The 23,396-nt window shown below is 61.7% G+C and carries 20 protein-coding genes; 10 read left to right on the forward strand and 10 right to left on the reverse strand.

From position 1 onward, the window contains the following. The first annotated feature begins 146 nt into the window (after positions 1-146). Complete coding sequence (locus HU764_RS22580; protein WP_186682997.1) at positions 147-1,391, forward strand: TIGR03862 family flavoprotein; 1,245 nt, start codon at positions 147-149, stop codon at positions 1,389-1,391. Between the two features lie 120 nt (positions 1,392-1,511). Here HU764_RS22580 and HU764_RS22585 read toward each other — a convergent pair whose 3' ends face one another. The 4 genes from HU764_RS22585 to HU764_RS22600 all read right to left on the reverse strand — a co-directional run bounded on the left by HU764_RS22585 (position 1,512) and on the right by HU764_RS22600 (position 5,606). Beyond that, positions 1,512-2,843, reverse strand: a complete 1,332-nt coding sequence (locus HU764_RS22585; RefSeq protein WP_085272358.1) for an RNA helicase RhlE1 — start codon at positions 2,841-2,843, stop codon at positions 1,512-1,514. A 55-nt stretch (positions 2,844-2,898) separates the two neighbouring features. Next, positions 2,899-3,819, reverse strand: a complete 921-nt coding sequence (yedA, locus tag HU764_RS22590; RefSeq protein WP_186702353.1) for a drug/metabolite exporter YedA — start codon at positions 3,817-3,819, stop codon at positions 2,899-2,901. A gap of 469 nt (positions 3,820-4,288) precedes the next feature. Beyond that, the gene (locus tag HU764_RS22595; RefSeq protein WP_027595082.1) at positions 4,289-4,768 is read right to left on the reverse strand and encodes a LabA-like NYN domain-containing protein; all 480 of its coding nucleotides are present in this window, start codon (positions 4,766-4,768) and stop codon (positions 4,289-4,291) included. 70 nt (positions 4,769-4,838) lie between these two features. After that, the gene (locus tag HU764_RS22600) at positions 4,839-5,606 is read right to left on the reverse strand and encodes a DUF2076 domain-containing protein (RefSeq protein ID WP_186702354.1); all 768 of its coding nucleotides are present in this window, start codon (positions 5,604-5,606) and stop codon (positions 4,839-4,841) included. 166 nt (positions 5,607-5,772) lie between these two features. Here HU764_RS22600 and HU764_RS22605 point away from each other — a divergent pair, with 166 nt between their 5' ends. Beyond that, complete coding sequence (locus HU764_RS22605; protein ID WP_186683001.1) at positions 5,773-6,429, forward strand: YciC family protein; 657 nt, start codon at positions 5,773-5,775, stop codon at positions 6,427-6,429. 88 nt (positions 6,430-6,517) lie between these two features. Beyond that, positions 6,518-7,009, forward strand: coding sequence for a hypothetical protein (locus HU764_RS22610; RefSeq protein WP_186683003.1), 492 nt, complete (start codon positions 6,518-6,520; stop codon positions 7,007-7,009). Positions 7,010-7,029: 20 nt separating this feature from the next. Here HU764_RS22610 and hrpB read toward each other — a convergent pair whose 3' ends face one another. Next, positions 7,030-9,558, reverse strand: a complete 2,529-nt coding sequence (gene hrpB, locus HU764_RS22615; RefSeq protein ID WP_186702355.1) for an ATP-dependent helicase HrpB — start codon at positions 9,556-9,558, stop codon at positions 7,030-7,032. Between the two features lie 116 nt (positions 9,559-9,674). Here hrpB and HU764_RS22620 point away from each other — a divergent pair, with 116 nt between their 5' ends. Continuing rightward, positions 9,675-10,094, forward strand: coding sequence for a hypothetical protein (locus tag HU764_RS22620; RefSeq protein WP_027592641.1), 420 nt, complete (start codon positions 9,675-9,677; stop codon positions 10,092-10,094). Positions 10,095-10,118: 24 nt separating this feature from the next. Next, entirely contained in the window at positions 10,119-10,988 is an 870-nt protein-coding gene (locus HU764_RS22625) for a cation diffusion facilitator family transporter (RefSeq protein ID WP_085272351.1), read from the forward strand. Between the two features lie 121 nt (positions 10,989-11,109). On the opposite strand, the gene HU764_RS22630 is transcribed toward HU764_RS22625, so the two are convergent. Further along, positions 11,110-11,961 carry a DUF6515 family protein gene (locus tag HU764_RS22630; protein WP_186702356.1) on the reverse strand — a complete coding sequence of 284 codons (852 nt, stop codon included), beginning with the start codon at positions 11,959-11,961 and terminating at the stop codon, positions 11,110-11,112. Between the two features lie 397 nt (positions 11,962-12,358). On the opposite strand from HU764_RS22630, the gene HU764_RS22635 reads away from it, so the two are divergent. Next, entirely contained in the window at positions 12,359-12,835 is a 477-nt protein-coding gene (locus HU764_RS22635) for an Lrp/AsnC family transcriptional regulator (RefSeq protein ID WP_003249795.1), read from the forward strand. 53 nt (positions 12,836-12,888) lie between these two features. Further along, on the forward strand, positions 12,889-13,092 hold the full coding sequence (locus tag HU764_RS22640) for a DUF2788 domain-containing protein (RefSeq protein WP_027592638.1): 204 nt from the start codon (positions 12,889-12,891) through the stop codon (positions 13,090-13,092). A gap of 115 nt (positions 13,093-13,207) precedes the next feature. On the opposite strand, the gene HU764_RS22645 is transcribed toward HU764_RS22640, so the two are convergent. The 3 genes from HU764_RS22645 to HU764_RS22655 all read right to left on the reverse strand — a co-directional run bounded on the left by HU764_RS22645 (position 13,208) and on the right by HU764_RS22655 (position 17,037). Beyond that, positions 13,208-13,843: a pseudouridine synthase gene (locus HU764_RS22645; protein WP_225935675.1), complete on the reverse strand. Its 636-nt coding sequence runs from the start codon at positions 13,841-13,843 to the stop codon at positions 13,208-13,210. 6 nt (positions 13,844-13,849) lie between these two features. Beyond that, positions 13,850-15,313, reverse strand: a complete 1,464-nt coding sequence (amn, locus tag HU764_RS22650) for an AMP nucleosidase (protein ID WP_027592636.1) — start codon at positions 15,311-15,313, stop codon at positions 13,850-13,852. 71 nt (positions 15,314-15,384) lie between these two features. Continuing rightward, complete coding sequence (locus tag HU764_RS22655; protein ID WP_186702357.1) at positions 15,385-17,037, reverse strand: acyl-CoA dehydrogenase family protein; 1,653 nt, start codon at positions 17,035-17,037, stop codon at positions 15,385-15,387. A 232-nt stretch (positions 17,038-17,269) separates the two neighbouring features. Here HU764_RS22655 and HU764_RS22660 point away from each other — a divergent pair, with 232 nt between their 5' ends. The 3 genes from HU764_RS22660 to HU764_RS22670 all read left to right on the forward strand — a co-directional run bounded on the left by HU764_RS22660 (position 17,270) and on the right by HU764_RS22670 (position 20,169). Then, on the forward strand, positions 17,270-18,700 hold the full coding sequence (locus tag HU764_RS22660) for a PAAR domain-containing protein (RefSeq protein WP_186702358.1): 1,431 nt from the start codon (positions 17,270-17,272) through the stop codon (positions 18,698-18,700). Positions 18,701-18,794: 94 nt separating this feature from the next. After that, on the forward strand, positions 18,795-19,112 hold the full coding sequence (locus HU764_RS22665) for a hypothetical protein (protein ID WP_186702359.1): 318 nt from the start codon (positions 18,795-18,797) through the stop codon (positions 19,110-19,112). A gap of 433 nt (positions 19,113-19,545) precedes the next feature. Further along, on the forward strand, positions 19,546-20,169 hold the full coding sequence (locus HU764_RS22670) for a hypothetical protein (RefSeq protein WP_186702360.1): 624 nt from the start codon (positions 19,546-19,548) through the stop codon (positions 20,167-20,169). 1,032 nt (positions 20,170-21,201) lie between these two features. Here HU764_RS22670 and HU764_RS22675 read toward each other — a convergent pair. Then, entirely contained in the window at positions 21,202-23,190 is a 1,989-nt protein-coding gene (locus HU764_RS22675; protein WP_186702361.1) for a sensor histidine kinase, read from the reverse strand. Positions 23,191-23,396: the final 206 nt, after the last annotated feature.

Below are 23,396 nucleotides of genomic sequence, written 5' to 3' on the forward strand. Positions count from 1 at the left end.
GTGGAACCGCCTGTGGATAAGCTGCTGGAAAGCGGCTGCAGCCCTTTAGCTACGCCACCTGTAGAGTATTGATCATTTTTTGACCAGTGCTTCCGCCTACCGGCCTGCGCTAGAATGCGCGCTCTTTTCCACAGCCTGCCGCCCCCATGCCCGATCTACACCACTGCACCCCTCCCCTTGTCGCCGTCATCGGTGGCGGCCCCGCCGGCCTGATGGCCGCCGAAGCGCTGGCCCAGGCGGGCTTGGCGGTCGAGGTGTTCGATGCCATGCCCTCGGTCGGCCGCAAGTTCCTGCTGGCAGGTGTCGGCGGCATGAACATCACCCATTCCGAGCCCTACCCGGCCTTTGTCGCGCGCTACGCCGAACGCCAGGGCGAGATTGACGCCCTGCTGCGCGGCTTCGATGCCGACGCGCTGCGTCAGTGGATTCACGGCCTGGGCATCGAAACCTTCGTCGGTACCTCGGGCCGGGTCTTCCCGCGCGACATGAAGGCCGCGCCCTTGCTGCGCGCCTGGCTCAAGCGCCTGCGCGACAGCGGTGTAGTTATCCACACCCGCCATCGCTGGGTGGGCTGGCATGACGATGGCAGCCTGCGGATCGCTTATCCACAGGGTGAACGCCAGGTACACGCGGCCGCCGTGGTGCTCGCACTGGGTGGGGGTAGCTGGGCGCGTCTGGGTTCGGACGGTGCGTGGCAGCCGCTGCTGGCTGAGCGGGCTGTGGATATCTCGCCCTTGCAGCCGAGCAACTGTGGGTTTGAGGTCGAAGGCTGGAGCACCTTGCTTAAAGACAAGTTTGCCGGCGCACCGCTGAAGAACATTGCCCTGAGCGTGCCCGGTAGCCTGCCGCGCAAAGGTGAGTTCATCCTCACTGCGCAAGGTGTCGAAGGCAGCCTGGTGTATGCCTGGTCGGCACCGGTGCGTGAGGCCATCAAGCGTGACGGCCGGGGTGTGCTGCTGCTCGACCTGCTGCCGGACAAGGCTGTGGATAACATCGCCCAGGCATTGGCCAAGCCACGCGGCTCGCGCTCCATGGCCAAGCACCTGCACAGCCAGTTGGGCATCGATGGAGTCAAGGCGGCGTTGTTACGGGAGCTGACCGATCAGGCCACGTTCGCCGATCCACAGGCGCTGGCGCGGGCCATCAAGGCGTTGCCGATCACCGTGGTGCGTACCCGGCCGCTGGATGAGGCCATCAGCAGTGCTGGCGGGGTGCGTTTCGAAGGGCTGAGCGAGGGGTTGATGCTCAAGGCATTGCCGGGGGTGTTCTGTGCCGGCGAGATGCTGGACTGGGAGGCGCCGACCGGGGGGTATTTGCTGACGGCATGTTTTGCCAGCGGGCTGCGCGCCGGGCGGGCGGCGGCGCAATGGGTAGCGGCGGGGGCGGCCTGATAGATCGCCGGGACCGCTTTGCGGTCCTTTCGCGACGCAAGGCCGCTCCTACAAAGGCAACGCGATCTCCTGTAGGAGCGGCCTTGTGTCGCGAAAGGGCCGCAACGCGGCCCCAAAATCTCAAGGCTTACGCTTACGCGGCCCACCATTGAAGCTCGGCACCTTACGCACCGCTTTCACTGACGGCGCCGGGCTCGCGGCCTCGGCACTGTCCATCCAGCGCCCCAAACCACGCTTCGCGCTGTTCTCTTTCGGCTTTTTAGGCTTTTTCGGCTTCTTGATCACCTGGCCACTGGCATCGGTCATCGGCACGCGGTGCTCTGGGATAAAGTCCGGCTCTTCATGCCGCGGCAAGGTCTGGCGGATCAATGTCTCGATCGACGCCAGCATCTGCACTTCGTCGGCACACACCAGCGAAATCGCCTCCCCTTTGTTGCCGGCGCGGCCAGTGCGGCCAATGCGGTGCACATAGTCTTCAGCAACGATCGGCAGGTCAAGGTTGACCACCAGCGGCAGGTCGTCGATATCCAGCCCACGCGCGGCAACATCGGTCGCCACCAACACCTGGATCTCACGGGCCTTGAAGGTATCCAGCGCACGTTGGCGCGTGGCCTGGGGGCGATCGCCATGGATGCCGTCGGCGTTGATACCCTCGCTCAACAAGCGCTCCACCAACTGGTCGACACCGTTGCGGGTCTTGGCAAACACCAGCACCTGGCTCCAGCGCTGCTTGCGCAGCAAATGGCAGAACAGGTCGGCCTTGCGCTTTTTGTCCACAGGCACCAGCCACTGTTTGACCGTGTTGGCGGCGGCATTGCGGGGGCTCACTTCAATGCTCAGCGGGTCGTTCAGGGCCAGGCCGGCGAGGACCCGGATCTGGTCCGAGAAGGTCGCGGAAAACAGCAAGGTCTGGCGCTTGCGTGGCAGTGCGGCGTACACCGACTGCAGCTCTTCGGCAAAACCCAGGTCGAGCATGCGGTCGGCTTCATCGAGCACCAGGGTTTGCACCTGGTTGAACTTCACCGCGTTCTGCCGGAACAGGTCGAGCAAGCGGCCCGGGGTGGCGACCAGCAGGTCGACGCCACGGCGCAGGCGCATCATCTGTGGGTTGATGCTCACCCCGCCGTACACCGCATAGGTGCTCAGCGGCAGGTTCTCGGCATACTCGCGCACATTGTTGTGCACCTGCTCGGCCAGCTCGCGGGTCGGTACCAGCACCAGCGCGCGGATCGAGTTGCTGGCAACCTTCTCACCTTCCAGCGCCAGGCGCTGCAGTACCGGCAGGGCGAAGCCTGCGGTCTTGCCGGTGCCGGTCTGGGCCGCAGCCATCAGGTCGCGGCCGGCCAGCACGGCGGGGATGGCCTGGGCCTGGACCGGGGTCGGGGTGGTGTAGTCCAGCTGCTGCAGGGTACGCAGCAAGGGTTCGATCAGGCCGAGTTTGGCGAAATTCATGGCAATACCGTCAGGGGGTTCAGCGAAGGCGGCAAGTTTACCGCAACACCCCCACCTACTTGCAGATTTCGCCCTTCAACGGTTGCGCAGGCGCGGGTGCCTTGCGCCACTGAGGCAGGCCGATCAGCACCACTGCGCCAATGATCACCGCCATGGCCACGCATTCTTCGGCGCCGATCTGTTCGCCGGCGAAGACGATCCCCAACAGCACCGCCACCGCCGGGTTGACGTAGGCATAGCTGGTAGCAGCCGCCGGGCGCACATGCTTGAGCAGGTACATGTAGGCACTGAACGCCAGGATCGAGCCGAAGAACACCAGGTAGGCCAGCGCGCCCCAACCGGCAGCGGTGGGCATCTGGGTCATGCGCTCGCCCGACAGCACACTGCCCAGCAGCAACACGGCACCGCCCACCAGCATTTCGGCGGCACTGGCCATCGGCCCCTGCGGCAGCGGCAAGCTTTTGCTCCACACCGAACCAAATGCCCACGAGGCCGCCGCGAACAGAATCAGTGCCGCGCCAATCGGGCTTGCCTGCAAGTTGGAGCCGAGGTTAAGCAGTGCGATACCGGCCAGCCCGAGGCCGATCCCCGCCCATTCGAGCCGCGAGTTGCGGTGGCCGAACAGCAGGCCGAAGACCAGGGTGAACAGCGGCACCGTCGCTACCGCCAAGGCCGCCACGCCGGACGCCACACCGGCGTGTTCGGCCACGGTCACGCCGCCGTTACCACAGCTGAGCAACAGAAAGCCGATTGCCCCTGCGGCCCGCCATTGCGGCCAGGTCGGTGCCGGCACACCGCGCCAGCGCAGAAAGCCATACAACAGGCTCCCGGCGATCAGAAAGCGCACGCCTGCCATGAGCATCGGTGGCCACGATTCGACGCCGATGCGAATGAACAGGTAGGTGGACCCCCAGACCAGGTACAGGGCCATGAAGGCACCGATGAGCAGGAGTGGGAAGCGGCGGGAGGCAGGCATGGCTAAGTACTCGAAATCCGTTTACGGGTGACTTAGTTTAGAAAGGTCACTGCGTAAACTTAAGTTACAAAACCGGAATAAATGAGCGACACACTTGGTGGGGGTGCGTTGAGGTTGTGTGCTGGCCCGGGTGGTTGGTTTGAGATTTTTGGGGCGTTTGAGATCGAGCGCCGCCCGCGCGGCGCATCGCGAGCAACGCTCGCTCCTACGTTTGTTTCGGGCCAATTATTCCTGGGGCATATGCGCGCGACCGCCTTTGGCGCATGGCGCGATATCGCGTCGAACAAACAAGGCGGTCGCGCGCAGCTACCACAGGCGTGACTGGCCCGAAACAGACGTAGGAGCGAGCGTTGCTCGCGATGCGCCGCGCGGGCGGCGCTCGATCTCCCAGGCGCTAAAAACCTAACGCCATGCCCCTCTTCGCCCTGACGCCATCAACCCCCCTCCACCTCGCGCCCCAACCCCGCGCTCAATGCCGCAACAACAACCGCCCCTCAATAGGCACATAACGGCTCGCAGCACGGATCAGTGACATCGCCGTAAGCCCAGGCACGCCATACACCACCGCTTCGGCACCATGGCGCTGGATAACCCGCTCCAGCAACAAATCGAAGTCGCCATCACCGGAGGCCAACACCACCTGGTCCACGCGGCTGGCGGCGTCGATCACATCCAGGGTAATGCCCACATCCCAGTCACCTTTGGCCGAGCCGTCACTGCGCTGGATGTACGGTTTAAGGCGTACCTCGAACCCGAGGTTGCGCAAGATCTGCTGGAACTGCTGTTGCTTGCTGTCACCGCGGTCGATGGCATAGGCCACGGCTTCGACAATCTGCCCTTCACGGCTGACCTCGGCCCACAACGCGGCGTAATTGAAGTGGCAGCCATGCGCCTGGCGCACGGTGTAGTAGAGGTTCTGCACGTCGGCGAACAACGCGATCTTTTTCACGGGAACCTCATGGTCTGATGGAATCCGGGGCTGCCGTGCAGCCCCAAATGCCAGCAGTATGCCAGACCCGTCAGACGTAGGAATCGTCGTCGGAGAAGAACCCGCCGTCACCACCGCCGTAATCGGTATCGGCGTAACCACCCTGGTCATTGCCCCAACCGCCGTTGTCGGCCACCTGCTGCTGCCCGCCCTGGTCGTTCCAGCCGCCGCTGTCGCTGGCCGGTGTCGGCTCTTCCTTGATCACTTCGACCACTTCCTCTGGCTGCGAGTTGTGGTTGAACAGGCGGCTGATCCCTTGGGCCAGCAACACCCCGCCGGCCACGCCGGCAGCGGTCTGCATCGCACCGCCGAGGAAGCTGCTGGCGCCCCCTCGCGCTGGCGCTGCGCCGAAGCCAGCTTGCTGCTGTTGCTGCGGTTGCTGCGGGCTGAAGCCCGGCGCCGACGGTTCACGCCAGCCACCCCCGCCAGCAACGGGCGCCGAGGGGCGCTGCGGTTGCACGGCCGGTGGCGTGTTACGCCCACCCGAACCAAAGAGGCTCGACAGAAAACCACCGCCACCGTTGCTGGTGGGGCTGCTGTTACCGGCGCGGCTGGCTTCGACCTGTGCCCGAGCTTGCTGGAGCTCCGCCTCCAGTTGCTTGTTCTGCTCATCAAGGCGCTTGATCGCGGCTTCTTGCACGAGGATCGCCTGGGCCATGTAGTAAGGCGCTGCCGGCTGCTGACGCACATGCGCTTCGATGCACGCCTGGGCCTGCGCGTCGCGCGGCTGGCTCGGGTCTTCCGCTTGCTTGATGCGGCCGAACAGGCTATCGATCAGGGTTTGTTCTTCAGTGTTCATGAAGCTACCTCATGGGGAAGCGGGACAACGGACAGCGTCAAAGATGGGGCGTTCAGGCACGGGATTCAATCACCTCGGCGGTGAAACTTTTTTCAGCAAGTGACAGCTACACGCCTGCTTTGGGCTAAAGTACACCCCTGCTTTTACTGCCATGCGATGTTGACCGATGAATCCGCTGAGCGTTCTGCGCGACTCCCTGTACTTCTTCCGCCGCCACCTGCCGAACATCCTCCCGCTGTGCCTGCCGCTGGTGGTGCTCGAAGCCTTAGTCACCCAGCTGCTGTACCGGCAAATGGGCGACCAGGCGTCGCCGGCCTACGGCATGCTGGTCAGCTTGCTGTTGTACCCGCTGTACAGCGCGGCGCTGATCCTTTACCTCGACACCCGCAGCAATGGCCAGGAGATCGCCAAGCGCGACCTGTTTGCCCGGGCCGTGCAACTGTGGCCGCAGCTGGCCCTGCTGATTCTCATCAGCTCTCTGCTGATCATGGCCGGCCTGGCGTTGTTCATCTTCCCGGGCGTGTGGATCATGATCAACCTGGTGTTCGCCGAGTACCTGCTGGTACTGCGGGGCCTGCCGGTGGTGCAGTCGATGCGCGAAAGTGCGCGGATGACCACCGGCAACTTCCTGCGCATCATGATTTGCGTGCTGGCGGTGCTGGCGCCGATCTGGCTGATCGACGGGCTGCTGCTGATGGCCTTCCCAGAGCCGTCCCCCGGCATGGAACTGGCCATGGACAGCCTCAGCGGCTTCTTGCAGCTGTTCAGCACCGTGGTGCTGTACCGCCTGTTCACGCTGCTGGAGTCTCCTGCCAGCAGCTGAGAACAGCGCCGTGAAAAGGTTCACGCTGCCCCCACCTGCCATGCCTGTCTACCGTGCGTGCTTCTTTAATTGAATTCGAGAAAGCACCATGGACGAAGACATCCAGGCGGGCTACGCCAGGTCATTTCGCGGCAAACTGTATGTACGGGCAGTCGGGCGCGATATTCCGTTGCGGTTAAGCCGCAGCACCGACAAGTTCAGCTGGGGCATCACCCCGGAAGATGACTGGCTGCAAGCTGGCGGACCAAAGGATTCGCCAGTCATGAGCTTCCATTTCGACTCCCGGACCGAAGATCGACTGCATTATCACATCAGCATTCCGGGTAACCCACGCACCAAAAAACTGGGCATTAGCCGCAATGGCTACCTGGGGTTTTACTGGAACGCCGAAGTGACAGATTTCTGGAAAATCGAACCGCTGCAACTGACCGATGAAGGCCTTGTTTGCTACCTGCGAGACCACAAGGGCCACAGGGTTGGCGCACTCCAAGATGATCCGCACTTCAGTGGCGACTGGATTGCCTTGCTCAATGTCGAGCAAGGCACGGTCGTGACCTTCCTGCTCAAACAGACGGCTTGAACGCAGTATCCACGAAACCCTCAGGTACCCCGTGGCTTGGCCCGCGCCGTGGCTTCGGCCACCAGCGGGTCATCCGGCCAATAGTGCTTGGGATAACGGCCCTTGAGGTCCTTCTTCACCTCGGCATAGGTCGTGCGCCAGAAGTTGGCCAAATCCTGAGTCACCTGCACGGGCCGGCGTGCTGGCGATAGCAGGTGCAATTTGACCTGCTGTCGCCCTTGGGCGATGCGTGGCGTGTCTGCCAGGCCAAACAGCTCCTGCAGGCGCACGGCGAGGATGGGCGGGTTTTCACTGTAGTCCAGCCGTATGTGCGAGCCGGACGGCACGGCCAGGTGCGCCGGCGCCCATTCGTCGAGGCGCTGCGGCAACGGCCATGGCAACAGGTTGCGCAGCATCGACGACAGATCCAACGCGGCAAAATGGCTCAAGCGGGACACCTTGCCCAGGTAGGGTTGCAGCCAGCCTTCCAGGGTCGCCAGCAGGGCTTCGTCGCTTAAATCTGGCCACTCACTTTGCCCGGTCTTGTCCAGGTCCAGCTGACGTAACAACGCCACCCGCGCCTGCCACTGGCGCAATTCGGGTGTCCAGGTCAGCAGGTTCAAGCCTTTACGCCGTACCAGGCCGAGCAGGGCTCTGGCGCGGGCGTCGTCGTCCAGGCCAGGCAACGGCTCGCGGCTGAGCACCAGTTCGCCAACCTTGGTCTGGCGCTCGGCGCGCAGCACCTGCTCGCGGTCGTCCCAGTCGAGGATATCAATACGCTCGACCTGCTCGGCCAGCACGTCGTCCAGCAGTGCGGGGTCGAACTCGGCCGCCAGGTAAATGCGTTCTTCCCGCTGGCCTTGGCGGCTGCCCAGGTCGGCAATCACCAGCCAGGGGCATTTCATCAAGGCATCGACCTCGGCGAACAGGGCCGCGCGGCCATTGGCCAGGCGATACTCGGCACCGCCCTCGCGGCGCTGCTGGGCAACCCGGTCTGGGTAGGCCAGCGCCAACAGTGCGCCCAACCAGCGTGGATGATCAGGGTCGGCAACCCCGGCACCCGCCTTGCCACGCAGCAGCCCACGGTACTGGCGGGCCAGCTGCCGCGCACGCTGCACGCCGCCCTGCCCGCCTCGGGCTGTTTTGCTTTCACCGCTGATCAGCGCCAGCCGGCTGTGCAGGTCGGCGCCACCCCCGCGCTGGATATCACGCTCCCCCAACAGGGCCGCGACATCACAGGCCATGGCCGCCAAGCCCAGACCCTGCCCGCGCAGCAGCAAATGGGCGATACGTGGGTGGGCCGGCAGTTCGGCCATGGCGTGGCCGTGCTCGCTGAGGTTGTCGCGGCTGCCCGCCTTGAAGGCACTGAGCCGTGCCAGCAGGTCCTGGGCCTGGGAGAACGCCGCCGCGGGCGGTTGGTCCAGCCAGTGCAGTTGATCAGGGGTGACGCCCCACCGGGCCAGTTGCAAGGCCAGGCCGGCGAGGTCGGCCTGGAGGATTTCTGCGCTGCCATGTGCCGCCAACTGGTCATGCTGGGCCTCGGACCACAGCCGGTAGCACACCCCCGGCTCCAGGCGGCCAGCCCGGCCGGCGCGCTGGGTGGCGCTGGCGCGAGAGATACGCTGGGTGTCGAGCCGCGTCATGCCGCTGCCGGGGTCGAAGCGCGGCACCCGTGCCAAGCCGGCATCAACCACCACGCGCACGCCGTCGATGGTCAGGCTGGTTTCGGCGATGTTGGTGGCCAGCACCACTTTGCGCTTGCCGGCAGGGGCTGGGTCGATCGCCGCACGCTGGGCATTGAGGTCGAGCTCGCCGTGCAATGGGCAAAGCAGGATGTCGGAACGTTCGCCCAGCATGTCCTGAAGGCTCTGATGAACGCGGCGGATTTCGGCCTGGCCGGGCAGGAATACCAGCACGCTGCCGGCCTGGTCCGCCAGCGCATGGAGCACGCAATCGACGACCCGCGGCTCAATGAACTCGCCCGACTGGAACGGCCGACCCCAGCGGATATCCACCGGGTACATGCGGCCTTCACTGCTGACCACCGGCGCATCGTCAAGCAGCCGCGACAGCCGCTCGCCCTCCAGCGTCGCCGACATCAGCAAGATTTTCAGGGGCGGTTCGTCACGTAGCAGTTCACGCCCATTGAGGCTCAAGGCCAGGGCCAGGTCAGCGTCCAGGCTGCGTTCGTGGAACTCGTCGAAGATCAACAGCCCCACACCCTCCAGCGCAGGGTCTGCCTGCAAGCGGCGGGTGAGAATACCCTCGGTGACCACCTCGATACGGGTCTTCGGCCCGACCTTACTGTCCAGGCGAATACGATAGCCCACGGTCTCCCCGACCTTTTCACCCAGCTCGCTGGCCAGCCTTTCGGCCGCCGCGCGGGCGGCCAGGCGGCGTGGTTCGAGCATCACGATGGTTTGCCCAGCCAGCCACGGCGCGTCCAGCAATGCCAAGGGCACACGGGTGGTCTTGCCGGCGCCGGGCGGTGCTTCGAGCACGGCTTCGTCGCGGTTTTCCAAGGCCTGGCGCAAGGCGGGCAAAACAGTATCGATCGGTAATGAAATCATGGTGGTCCTCGAACAGTCGGGCGAGTATAACGGCGAACCCAGCCTGCTCTATCATGGTCTTAGCATCAGGTGCTGGCGCTTCGCTTGCCCTGCTGAATACCTTTTCGGAGATTTACATGCGTATCCCATCCCGTGTCATCGGCGGCGCCCTCATCGTCACCTTGCTGACCCAGCTGACGGCCTGCGGCACGCTGTTCTACCCAGACCGCCGCGGCCAGATCGACGGCAAGATCGACCCCGTGGTCGCCGCCATGGATGCCATCGGCATTCTCTTCTACGTGATCCCCGGGCTGATCGCCTTCGGCATCGACTTTGCCACCGGCGCCATCTACTACCCGGGTGGCCGCACAGCCCAGGTCGCCCCAGAGAAACTGCGCGAAGCGGTAAGCCCGGACGGCAAGGTCGACAACCTCAAGCTGCAGGCCATTCTTGAAAGCGAACTGGGCCAGCGCCTGCCGCTCAACGACCCACGGCTGATCCAGCACCGTGGCAGCGTTGAGCAACTGGCCGCCTACCAGTTGGTACCGGCTGCCTGACCCTGACAAGGACATCCCCCCGGCATGATCACCCCGGCTGAACACCAGCGTCTGCTACGCCTGGCCACCCGCGCGTCACTGGCGGTGGCTAGCATCCTGGTCGTGAGCAAGGCGCTGGCCTGGTGGCTGAGCGGCTCAGTGAGCCTGTTGGCCGGGTTGACCGATTCGGCACTGGACGCCGTCGCCTCGTTCCTCAACTTGCTCGCCGTGCATTACGCCCTGCGCCCCGCCGATGACGACCATCGGTTTGGCCACGGCAAGGCCGAGGCCTTGGCGGGCATGGCCCAGGCGCTGTTCATCGCAGTCAGCGCGGTGCTGATCGGGGTGCAGGCAGTCGAACGCCTGCAAACTCCACAACCCTTGGGTGACACGGGCGTCGGCATCGCGGTCATGCTGCTTTCACTGGCCCTGACCGTTGCCTTGCTGGCGTTGCAGCACAAGGTCATACGCCTGACCGGCTCCACTGCGGTGCGGGCAGACTCCCTGCACTACCGCTCAGACCTGCTGCTGAACGGCAGCATCTTGCTGGCGTTGCTGCTGACACAATTTGGCTGGTCGCAACTGGATGCCCTGTTCGGCTTGGGCATTGCCTTCTACATTCTCTGGAGTGCGCTGCAGATCGCGCGGGAGAGCACCGCCATCCTGATGGACAAGGAGCTGCCAGGCGATGTGGGCGAGGCGATGTCCGCCCTGGTGCTGGCCATCCCTGGCGTGAAGGGGGTGCATGATTTGCGTACACGGGTCTCGGGCAACCAATGGTTCGTGCAGTTGCACCTGGAGTTGCCGGGCGAGCTGGCGCTGCATGAGGCGCACAGTCTGTGCGTGGCGGCATCGGAGGTGATTCGCCAGCGTTATCCACAGGCGGATGTGATGGTGCACGCCGACCCGGTGTAATCCTGTCCGGCCCTATCGCCGGCAAGCCGGCTCCCACCCGAACTGTGTAGCCTCAAAGGCTAGCGCCGCACCTGTGGGAGCCGGCTTGCCGGCGATAGGGCCGGATCATTCAGCGACATTTTCAGTTGATGCTGTAACCCCGCCCGCTGAAACAGGCCCCCAGCGCACGCCGGTAGGTATCGGTCACATTCAAAGGGGGTGCATAGGCCGCCGTCGCCGGGTCAAAGCCTGACTGGCTCACCGCCCAACGGTGGCACTGGTAGCGGTCCTGTTCCTGCTGTTCCTGCCCCTGGCCATACATCGGATAAGCCACCACATCATAGCCACCCGCTGCTGGAGCCATTGGCGCAGGCGCGGGTGCAACCATCGGCGGGTTGACCACCACATACTCGCGGCTGTCCGCCAGGTACTGGTAATAGGTATCGGCTACCAGGAAGTACAGCGCCCCACCCAGCCAAACCTCACGCGCATACGCCGGCAGGTACTCCACCCGCGCCCCATAAGGCGGTGCTACGACGATGTAACTGCCGCCGCGCGGTCGATACCAATAGCCGCCCGAATAGAAGTAGTCGTGCCCGCGGTAAGGCACCTTCCAGTATCGATCCGGGAAGCGGTCGATGGTCTGCCCTGGGCGATACTGCGGCCCTGGCCCCCAGCCATTGCCATGGCCGTCCGGGCGCCCCTGCCAGTCACCGCCCGGCCGCTGCCCCGGCCCACCGGCTTGCCAATAGCGGTTATCGCCATTGTGCCGGGGGATGTCCTGGTAATAGCCCTGGCGCGGTGGCTGGGTCTGGCGTACTTCGTCGCGCGAGTTGAGCGGGGAGCGGCCCGCGGCAGCGCCGTTCGGGTCCTGTGGCCCGTTGCCGCCATGGCCCCCGCCATGCCCCTCATCAGGCCCCTGCGCCACAGCGCCAAGGCTGATGCTCAACGTAACCAAACCAACACCTGCCCACTGCCAGATGCGCGACTTCATGGTGCCCCTCTCGATCAAAATGACTGCAGCCGCTGCCAGTCTACCGCGCCGGCCACACCGGCAACTTAAAATCGCGGACATGAAAAAAGGGAGGCCGTTGGGCCTCCCTTTGGGAATTGTCGTCCGTGCTCGGCACTTGTGGCGCCGGCTCACCTCACGCCGTCTTCTGGACGGTGTGTAGCCCGGGGGCCTGGCGGATCCTGTTGGATGGCTGGGCCGCGACCGCTCGCCTAGAGCGCGTCGCCGTGGACTGATGTCCGGGCAGTGATTCTGTGGATAAAGATACCGGGCAGAGGGCGACAGAGGATTGCGAAGATTGCTCAGATAAATAGCACTTGCGCAATTTTTCACCTTAGATTGATAATTCACCGCAATCTGAACAGAAAAGGCATATTCCATGAGCAAACTTGACCGCTACGACCTGAGCATCCTCGCCGAACTGCAGCGCGATGCGCGCATTTCCAACCAGGAGCTGGCCGAACGCATCGGCTTGTCGCCTTCGCCGTGCTCGCGTCGGGTCAAACAACTCGAGGACGACGGCTACATCTCGCGCCAGGTTGCCCTGCTCGATCGCAAGAAGCTGGGGTTGAGCCTGACCGCCTATGTACTGATCGGCATGGACCGCCACACCCCAGAGCGCTTCGAGACCTTCGAGGCCGCCATCCGCAACTTACCCCAGGTGCTCGAATGCAGCCTGGTCACCGGTATGGACGCCGACTACCAGCTCAAGGTGGTGGTACCGGACATGGACCACTATCAGAAATTGCTACTCGGCAGCCTGACCCGCATCGAAGGCGTCACCAGCGTGCGTTCGAGCTTCGTGCTGAACCAGGTACTGGCCAGTACCGAGCTTCCATTGACCCACCTGCGTTGAATACTTCATCGCCCGGCGTATGATCGAGCGCTCAGCCTGCCTGGAGAACACTGATGGATCCCGCCGTATTCGAAGAATGGATGATGATCATCCTCGTCACCGTGTTGATCGGTTTCATGGGCTTTATCGTCTGGGACCTGGCGAAAAAGTCCAAGGCCGGGCGGTTTGGCACCCTGATCCTGTTCTTCGTGCTGGGGCTTGGGGTACTGGCCTTTATCATCAAGAGCGTGGTGGTGGCGTTTCTGGAAGGGGTATAACAGCCGGGCATGGGCCAGGGACCTGTGGGAGCTGGCTTGCCAGCGATGAGGCCGGAACAAGCACCACAAGACAGTTGCTCCCACAGAGACTTGAGCAGGCTTCGAGGTTTCCCAGTTATCTCGGTAGCTTGGCTGGCACTTCGCGCCAACAGCCTTGGTCCAGCCCGTCCAGCGCCCAGTCGCCAATCCGCACCCGCACCAGGCGTAAGGTCGGTAACCCCACCGCCGCCGTCATCCGCCGCACCTGGCGGTTGCGCCCTTCGCGAATCACCAGCTCCAGCCAATGGGTCGGCACGCTCTTGCGAAAACGTACCGGCGGGTTGCGCGGCCACAGTTCAGGCTCATCCAGGCGGCGGGCCTCGGCCGGCAAGGTCGGGCCGTCATTGAGCATCACCCCCTCGCGCAGGCGTTGCAGCTGCTCGTCGCTCGGCTCACCTTCCACTTGTACCCAGTAAGTCTTGGCCAGCTTGTGCTTGGGGTCGGCGATGCGCGCCTGCAGGCCGCCATGGTTGGTCAGCAGCAACAGGCCTTCACTGTCGCGGTCCAGGCGCCCGGCCGGGTAAACACCCGGGATGTCGATGAAGTCCTTGAGGGTCGCGCGCCCTTCGCCATCGCTGAACTGGGTCAGCACGTCGAACGGCTTGTTGAACAGGATCAGGCGCGGCTCGGCCGGCGGCGCCTTGGGCTGGCGACGCGGGTCGGCAGGCCGCGCCTGAGGGCGGCGCGGCTTGGTACGGGGTGGCAGGGGCATGGATCCTCAGCGGAACGGCGGCTCATCGAAGCTGCGCAGTTTACGCGAGTGCAACGAATTGAGCTCGGTACGTAGCAGGTCGAGGGCGGCAATGCCGATCTTCAAATGCTGGCTGACCGCCCGGTTGTAGAACGCGTTGGCCGAGCCCGGCAGCTTGATCTCGCTGTGCAGCGGCTTGTCGGAGACACACAGCAACGTGCCGTACGGCACCCGCAAGCGGTAGCCTTGAGCGGCAATGGTGCCACTCTCCATGTCCACCGCCACCGCACGTGACAGGTTTATCAATGGCCGCTCCTGGGCCCAGCGCAGTTCCCAGTTACGGTCATCGTAGGTCAACACAGTGCCGGTGCGCAGGCGCTTTTTCAGCTGTTCGCCGCGCTCACCGGTCACCTGTGCTGCCGCCTCCTGCAAGGCCATCTGCACCTCGGCCAGGGCCGGGATCGGAATGTTTGGCGGCACCACACGGTCAAGAATGCCGTCGCGCCGCATGTACGCGTGCGCCAGCACATAGTCACCGATGGTCTGCGACTGACGCAGGCCGCCGCAGTGGCCGATCATCAGCCAGCAGTGCGGGCGCAGCACGGCCAGGTGGTCGGTGATGTTCTTGGCATTGGAAGGGCCGACGCCGATGTTGACCAAGGTCACACCGTCGCCATCGGCGGCGATCAAGTGGTAGGCCGGCATCTGGTAACGGTGCCAGACCACGCTGGCCACCAGGGCCTGGGTTTCGCCATGGTCCATACCCTTTTCGATCACCACGTTGCCCGGCAGCACCATGCGCACGAAACGCGGGTCGTCACGCAGTTGCTCAAGGCCATGGCTGATGAACTGGTCGACATAGCGGTGGTAGTTGGTCAGCAAAATCCACGGCTGTACATGCCGCCAGTCGCTGCCGGTGTAGTGCACCAGGCGACGCAGCGAGAAGTCGACACGCGCGGCATCGAACAACGCCAGCGGCAGGGTTTCGGTGCTGTCCCAGTCGTACAGGCCATCGGCGATATTGTCGGTGGCTGCCGACAGGTCAGTGCTGGGGAACACCCGCGCCAGCTGGGCGGCGGTGATGCCGCTGCCGGCCAGCTCGTCGCCCTGGTCGACCACGTAGGGGTACGGGATGTTCTGCTCGCTCACACCCACTTCCACTGTCACGGTGTAGTCGTGCATGAGCGGGCGCAGTTGCTCGAGCAGATAGCCACGGAACGCGGCTGGCTGGGTGACGGTGACGCTGTAGGTGCCGGCGACCTGGACCTTGGCGTAGGCACGCGTGGTGGCCGCGACCTCACCCTGGCTGTAATAGGTCAGGCGCAGCGCGGGATAACGGAACAGCCCGCGCTCGTCGGCATCGGGCTCGGTTCGGTCCTTGAGGTAGCGCTTGAGGGCTTGGCTGAGGGCACCGGTGGCCTGTTCATGCAGGGCCGCCAGACGGTCGACGGCCTGTTCTGGGGTATCAACGACTACAAAAGCGTGGCTCACACTGTGCTTCCTGTCTGGACATGCATGTGGACCATCTTGCCTGCCTTCGTGGGTAAATACACCCCCATTGATCAGTCTTGCCAGACCGGCGTGGCCCTTGCCACCAGCGCCTGCACATCCACACCCCGCGGCAGCGCGCCATAGGCCCGACCACCACCGGCCAGGCGGCTGCCGATGAACGCATCGCTAACCACCGCATTACCCGCCTCCAGCAGCAGCTTGGCCTGCAGCGCCAGTGCAATGTCCTCGGTCAACTGACGGGCGCGGTACTGGATGTCGGTGGTGTCGGCGAACGCCCCCTTGAGGTTGCCAATGTGCGCAGCCAGCCGTGGGTCGCCATGGCCATCACCCAGCTCGGTGAACAGCGCGTCCAGCACCCCCGGCTCCTTGGACAACGCCCGCAACACATCCAGGCACTGCACATTGCCCGAGCCTTCCCAGGTCGAGTTGACCGGTGCTTCGCGGTACAACCGCGGCAGGATGCTGTCTTCGACGTACCCGGCCCCGCCCAGGCATTCGGCGGCCTCGTTGATCATTGCCGGGGCACGCTTGCAGATCCAGTACTTGCCCACCGCTGTGACCAGCCGGGCAAAATGTGCCTGCTGCGGGTCATCGAGCTGCTCCAGGGCCTGCCCCATGCGCAGGCTCAGGGCCAGCGCCGCCTCGCTCTCCAGCGCCAGGTCGGCCAGCACGTTCTGCATCAGCGGCTGCTCGTTCAATACCCGGCCGCCGACCTTGCGGAACGCGCAATGATGGGCGGCCTGGGTGAGGGCCTGGCGCATCAGGGCACTGGAGCCGACCATGCAGTCGAAACGGGTCATGGCGACCATCTCGATAATGGTCGGCACACCCCGCCCTTCTTCACCCACCATCCACGCCAGGGCGCCCCGAAACTCGACTTCACTGGACGCATTGGAGCTATTACCCAGCTTGTTTTTCAAGCGCTGGATATAGAACTGGTTGCGGTTGTCATCCGGGCGATGGCGGGGCAACAGGAAGCAGCTCAGGCCTTTTTCGGTCTGGGCCAGGGTAAGAAAGGCATCGCACATCGGCGCCGAGCAAAACCACTTGTGCCCGACCAGTTCATACGCCTGGCCAGGGCCCGGCGCACCGACCGGGTAGGCGCGCGTGGTGTTGGCACGCACGTCGGTGCCGCCCTGCTTCTCAGTCATGGCCATGCCCAGGGTAACCCCGGTCTTGTGCCGGTCCCCGACGTTGCGCGGGTCATATTCGCAGGCCAGGATTTTCGGCAGCCAGTACTCGGCCAGTTCGGGCTGAAGGCGCAGCGCCGGCACGGCGGCGAAGGTCATGGTCAGCGGGCAGCCAGTGCCAGCTTCGGCCTGGCTGTGCAGGTAGGTCATCGAAGCCCGCGCTACGTGGGCACCGGCGCGGGGTTCTGCCCATGGCAGAGAAGGCAGACCGTGCTCGACGGCAGTGCGCATCAGCTCGTGGTAGGCCGGATGGAACTCGACCAAGTCAATACGATGGCCATAACGGTCGTGGCTGCTGAATTCGGGCTTGTGCGCGTTGGCCAAGAAGCCCGCAGCCATCAGCGGCCCACCGGCCAAGGCACCGTAGGCATCGATCCGCGACTCGGCCCAGCCAGCGCCAAAACGCCGCGACCACTCCTGCAAGGGTTGGTCAAGGCGGTACAGGTTGGCGCCGTCGAGGGACGGCGGCTGGTTGGTGACTTCGTGGGTTTCAGCGTACTGGTGCAGGTTCATTGGCAGCTCCTGGATCCGTGCAGGCCTGAAAGTCCCAGTGAAGCACTCCCTGGGGGTCAGTCAAAGTGACAAAAATGACTAATCGGGATGGCATTTGGCTGCGGCGGTGATTATCGGACGACATCCAAATCTGCATTTCGTGTAGGAGGCTTCCTAAACCATTCTTCCAGTGAAATGTGCCGTTTCCAGAGTGCTAGGTTCGGGCTTCCACCCTTTTAGGAAGCGTCGAACCATGAGCCAGCGTATGAACATCCTTGGCAAAGGCCAGGGACTCGACGGCGACCAGACCACCACAGGTGCCACCTGCATCGCCGGCCAGGCACGTGGGCGTGTACACGGGAGCGGCTGGCTGCTGGTGGGCGACAAAACAACACCCTGCCCACTCTGCGGTAACGAAGGGACCATCGTTGAAGGCGAACGTCGATGGAAGCAGGACGGGATACCGACCGCCGTGGATGGCGCACTGGTCCAGTGTGGCTGCCCCATAGGCAGCAATCGGGTAGTCGCGCCCATGCACCAGCGACCTCATCCCCGAAGTACATCAGTCACATTGCCCACACCTCAGGCTGCCTCTCAAACAAACAGCAGCACACCCACCCGTCATGCTAACCCGCCCGCAGCTGCCAGGCTGCCAGAGCTAGAGCTAGAGCTAGAGCTAGAGCCAGGCTTTTACATCATTCCACGCAGCATGTCGTACGACCAGGTGCTAACTAGGCTGAGTGATACACAATCGGTACTGCCGGATGCCATGTTGAAAAGGCTCAACCCGACTTATCAACAAGGCTTCAAAGCCGGCGAAATTTTCATTATCGGCGATCCACGGAACGGCCACGCCTGCACTCGCCAGGAAATGCACGCGATGAGTGCGGCGGAACTTGCACGTGAAGCCTTGGCAGAGCTGACACCCGAAGAAGCCAACTTCATGATGCGTCACCAGGCCGAGATTGCCGGTTTGCTTAGCGATGTAAGCCTGGCGATGGGGGTGAGCGAGGCGATGATGGCCAAATCGCTAGATGAACTAGGCACCACACTGCGCAATATCGAAAAGCTGCATCAGCAGCAGTTCTCGAAGCATGGACACCTGCGCAGCGCGGAGTTCTTCGCCGAGCGTAAAGAACTGTTCCGGCAACTGAATGCCAAGCTGAGGGTAAGTTATCTTAACAAGCGTATGGAGCTTGGTAGTTACGACACCCTGCGTCGAGGATTGGGGATATCCAGCCGGAGCCTTGTTCATCATTGGAGCAAAGCTGGAGCACCGGGGCAGATTCCGGGGTATTCAACCCACCTAGATAAGTTGGCAAGCATGTCGAAATACCTGAAAGCTGGGGGACATATAGGCATGGCGCTCGGCGGTGGTAGTTCACTGTTAAAAATCAAGGAGGCTTGCCGAGCAGGTGATACTGAGAGCTGCAAAAAAATCAGATTAAAAGAAACTGGAAATTTTTTGGGTGGGGTAGCAGGTGGCGTCATAACCGGAGCAATAGCCAGTAGGCTGGCTATCGTAGCTTGCGTGGGCTTTGGGCCCATTGGAGCAGCCGTTTGCAGTATTGCTATAACAGGTGCGGGATCAATGGCTGGTAGTGTGGGTGGAATGGCCGCCGGCGAAGAAGTCGGCGAGGTAGTCTTTGAAATCACAGAGCCAATGCGACCTCGGGACGAGTAGAATGGATATAATTCTAAAAATAGTAAACCACCCCTTCGCCTGGAAAATAGTCGCGCTACTGGCTCCTTGGCTCATGATATTCCTAGGGATATTCATGATTGCTAGGCTGGCCTGGACCAAAAACCTTGAAACCATGCTGACGTCACTGTCGAGCAGCTATTATCTGAATTCCATTACCACTCCCTTCAAATCTCTTGGATTGAAAGGACGATTCTGGCTCGCCTGCGCAATTGGCTGCCTGCTGAGCTGGCCAACCTATGCCATTCACATCCGCTTGAAAAAATTGGACAGGCGCGAGGTAGAAAACTTCCCTAAAAAACTAAAACGCCAACTAAAATCAGCCGAACTGTTGATGTTCGCTGGAGCAGCACTAGCATTTGCGAGCTATTTATACTTCAAGAAAGCGATGTAGCCCGATCAATGACGCTTTCGCATGCGGAATAGTGATTTCGTGCGCAGGTGCTTTGGCTAGTAACGTTGCCGGCATGAAACATGGAGAATTAATCTTCGAGGACTCTGAAAATGATTGACCACCTTGACGTAAAACTAAGGCTATTGTTGTTAGGCACTCCTTTCTTCCTCGCCTTGGCCGGGCTTGTATCTGACCTTCACATCGCTTGCTCTAGTCAATATGCAAAAATGGCCAAAGCGCTCTCCCGGAGCAAATGCCTTTCCTATGCCGTCGCGCTTTGGGGTGAAAAAAATATACGCTCGAGGCTTTTGGTGATTTTTATGATCACTGGCGCCATTACATTCCCTAAGTCTAGCATCCGCAGAGGCATACTGGATGCACGAGACTACGATCAACTACCCAGCAATCTGAGAACACAATTAGTTGTCGCATCATGGACGAGCACCATCGGATTTACCTGGCTTACTATCAACTACTTTTTAATATAGCCACTGCAGAGAAAATACAATGCAGACTCCCGAGAAACGTCAAACCGTACTGCCAACTGCTTCGCCTTCAACGCCGAAACAAATTTAGCGCCCGTGAGATCGAGCGCCGCCCTCGCGGCGCTTCGCAGCACAATGCTGTTCCTATACACGGAACTTTCAGCGAAAACAATGAAACTACTTATGGCGACAACATCATGCTTCATGATCATGACCGGACTGGCACTTTATATCCGCTTGGCGCAACCCAAAACGCTGGAGACAATGATTTCTGCATTACCAAGCAGTTACTGGCTGAAATTGAATGTTGCCATATGGGGCAAACAAAGCCTTCGCTCACGACTACAGCTAATAGGAGTCGTATCAGCCGTATTATTCTGGCCAATAAAAAATCTGCATACCCGCCACAACAAACTAGACCCAAAAGATATCGACAAATTCCCGAAAAACTTAAAAAAACAGCTACTACTCTGCAATTATCTACTTTACCTAGGCGCAGCCTGCTTTGGTATAACTTACTTCATATACAGCTAGCACCACATAGGCAAAATTGCTTTGCCTGGAAGCGTTGACGGCATGAAACATGAATTAATCTTCAAGGACTCTGAAAGTGATTGATCACCTTGACGTAAAACTAAGGCTATTTTTGTTAGGCACTCCTATCTGCCTCGCCTTGATCGGGCATGTATCTGACGTTCACATCGCTTGCTCTCGCCAATATAAAGAAATGACCTCAGCACTCCAACGGAGCGCGTGTCTTACATTTGCGACCGGCATGTGGGGAGAGAAAAAAATAGGTTCCAGAATTCTAGTTATTTCTGTAATCGCTGGCGCCATTGGATCCCCCGCTTCGAGCATTCGCAGCGGGCTACTGAATGAGCAAGATCACCTAGAATTCCCTAGGTATTTAAGAAGAAAAATACTCATTGCATCTTCGTTAAACACTATTGGAGTTGCCTGGGTAGCGGCATATTACCTAATGAAGCTGATAAAATGATAGACAAAACATATGATTTCAGTAGAAGGCACAATACCAAACCACAAACAAGCTTACGCGCCCAAAGACGCTAGTTGCGGATAAACCCACTCCCACACGGAGCGCGCATCTTTCAGTCTAAACATAACGCCTGTGGGAGCGGGTTCACCCGCGAAAGAGCCGGTACAGCCAGTAGAAGAGTCCATGCATCAAGCCCAACTCGGCATCATCCAGCAACGCCTTGGCCATGGCTCCCGTGCAGATATCGCAGGGGCAAGTCTTGAGAATGCATCAGGGCTGATAGGTGCTCGCCACAACACATTTAGCGCCTATGAGACCGAGCGCCGCCCGCGCGGCGCATCGCGAGCAACGCTCGCTCCTACGTTTGTTTCGGGCCAGTAACGCCTGTGGCAGGCGCGCGCGACCGCCTGGTGTGTACGACGCGATATAGAGCCATGCGCCAAGGCGTACGCGCGCAAAACCCATAAGAATAATTGGCCCGAAACAAACGTAGGAGCGAGCGTTGCTCGCGATGCGCCGCGCGGGCGGCGCTCGATTTCCCAGGCGCTAAACCTCCCGCGGCGGGCGCCTGTCAGCCCCAAACGCGTCGTGCCCGCTATCGATAAACCTAAAAGGAGCGACGCGTCTGCTGCAAGTGCGAAGGCAACTGCACCTGCGATATCGCGACTTTCATCGTCAGCTCGAACCGGCTCCCCAACCCGCGCGTAGAGTCATGCGACAGCGTGGCCCCCAGCAACTCGCCCATCTGCCTGCAAATCGACAAGCCGATCCCCAGCCCGCCATAACGCCGGGTCATGGAACCATCAACCTGGAAAAAACGCTGGTAAAGCGTGGCCTGGTCGAGATCATCAAAGCCGATGCCACTGTCGCTGACCGTAAAGGTAAGCGCCAGGTTGTCCGGCCCCAGGCGCTGGCCACGCACCTGCAGCATGACCCCGCCCTGATCGGTGAACTTCAGGCCGTTGTCCAGCAGGCAACCCAGGCAACGGGCCAGTTTTTGCGCATCGGTCAAGAGCGCGTCTGGCAGATCGGCAGGTATGTCCAGGCTCAGGTACAACCCTTTACCCAGCGCCTGGCCAGCGTGTGCGGCTCGCAAGCCTTGCAGCATGTTACGCAGGCTGAAGGGCGCGGCCTGCACACGCAAGCGGCCGCCCTGCAGCTCGGAGAGGGTGAGGATGTCGTCGACCATGTCCATCATGCTCTGGGCCGACGTGACCGCTGTGCGATGGTACTGGGCCATTTCGGCCTCCATCGGCAGGGTGTGCATCAGCTCAAGCGAGCCGATCACACCATTCATCGGGGTGCGCAGTTCATGGGTGACCGTGGCCAGGAACTCGTCCTTCAAGCGGTTGCTCCTGGCCAGTTGCAGGTTCAACTGCTCCAGGGTTCGACCGGTTTCACGCAGGGTCTGCGCCTGTTGCTCGCGCAGGCTGTTGATACGGTCGGCCAGCGCCAGCGACAGCAGCGCCACCTCCAGCGCCGAGCCCAACTGGCTGGCATACATCGTGATAAACACGTTCGGCAAGTAACCCAGCACCATCAAGGTGTTGACCAGCCCGCCCAGCAAAAACGCCGACCAGGCGATGATGAACCAGCGCGCCACCCGCAAACCGCGCGACCAGGCATACACGCCAGCGGCAAAGATGCTGACGGTGAACAGCAACGCCAGCACCGTGGCCATGCGCAGGGCGATGCCATACGGCATGCTCACGGCCAAGACCATCACCAACCCACCGCCCAGCATCAGCAGTTGCAACAACCGGTCGAAGCCACGGCTGATCTTGCCCAGTTGCAGAAAATGCCGGGCGAACTGGCAGCCGAATAAACCGGCAGCGCCAATGAACAAGGGCGTCGAGGCATTCGCCCACCAGGGGCTGTCCGGCCAGAAGTAGGCGACTCCCGCACCGTTCACCGAAACCTGATAAAGGCCGAACGAGGCGATGTAGAGGATGTAGTAGAGGTAGCTGACATCCCGCACGCTGAGGTAGATGAACAGGTTGTACACCAGCATCACCAGCAACACGCCGTAGATCATGCCCAATACGTACAGGCGCGTGGGCTGGTCCTCCATGTAGGCCTCGGCCGACCATAGCGCCAGCGGCGCCTGCACCGAACCCTGGCTGTGCAAGCGCAAGTAGACGGTGGTCGCCTGGCCTGGGGGCAGCGGCAACTCGAACAGGTAGTTGTTCTGCCGGATCTGCCGGCTGGCGTAAGGCAAGGCGTCGCCCGTGCGCTGGGCCAGGCGGTAAGTACCGGTGCTGTCGGGCAGGTACAACTCGAGGTGATCCAGAGGTGGGTAGGCCAGTTCCAGCAGCCATTGGCGGGGGGTGGCAGTGGCCGACGGCAGGTAACGCAGGTCGATCTTCAACCAGAACACTGACGTGGAATAACCAGCGTTCAACACAGGCTCGTGATGGGCCCGAAAGTGCTTGGCGAACGTGGGCTCACTGACTTGGGCAATGCTGGTACTGCCATCAGGGTCTTCGAAGACCTGAAGGGTTTCGCCCAGCGGAAGATGGCGGGTAGCGTCGTCGAAGTCGACCGCAACGGCCAGCACGGGCAACAAGCCCAGAAGCACAATCAGCAAATAGCGCATACAGCCCCAGCATGGCCTGTCCGGTCGCGTCGCGGTTGCCTCCCATCCGTTTGAGACGACGTAATCCGGCAGAACCCGTTTGTCGAGTTATCCGAGCACTCTAGCATAGCTTTCCTACCCGGCAATCGGCCATCTCCAATTGCGACCAAAAGGCTCTAAATCAATACTTTCAGCAGAACAACACACCTGAATCTGACCGGTCGATC

It is taken from the genome of Pseudomonas kermanshahensis, assembly GCF_014269205.2.
In the GTDB taxonomy this organism is placed as follows: domain Bacteria; phylum Pseudomonadota; class Gammaproteobacteria; order Pseudomonadales; family Pseudomonadaceae; genus Aquipseudomonas; species Aquipseudomonas kermanshahensis.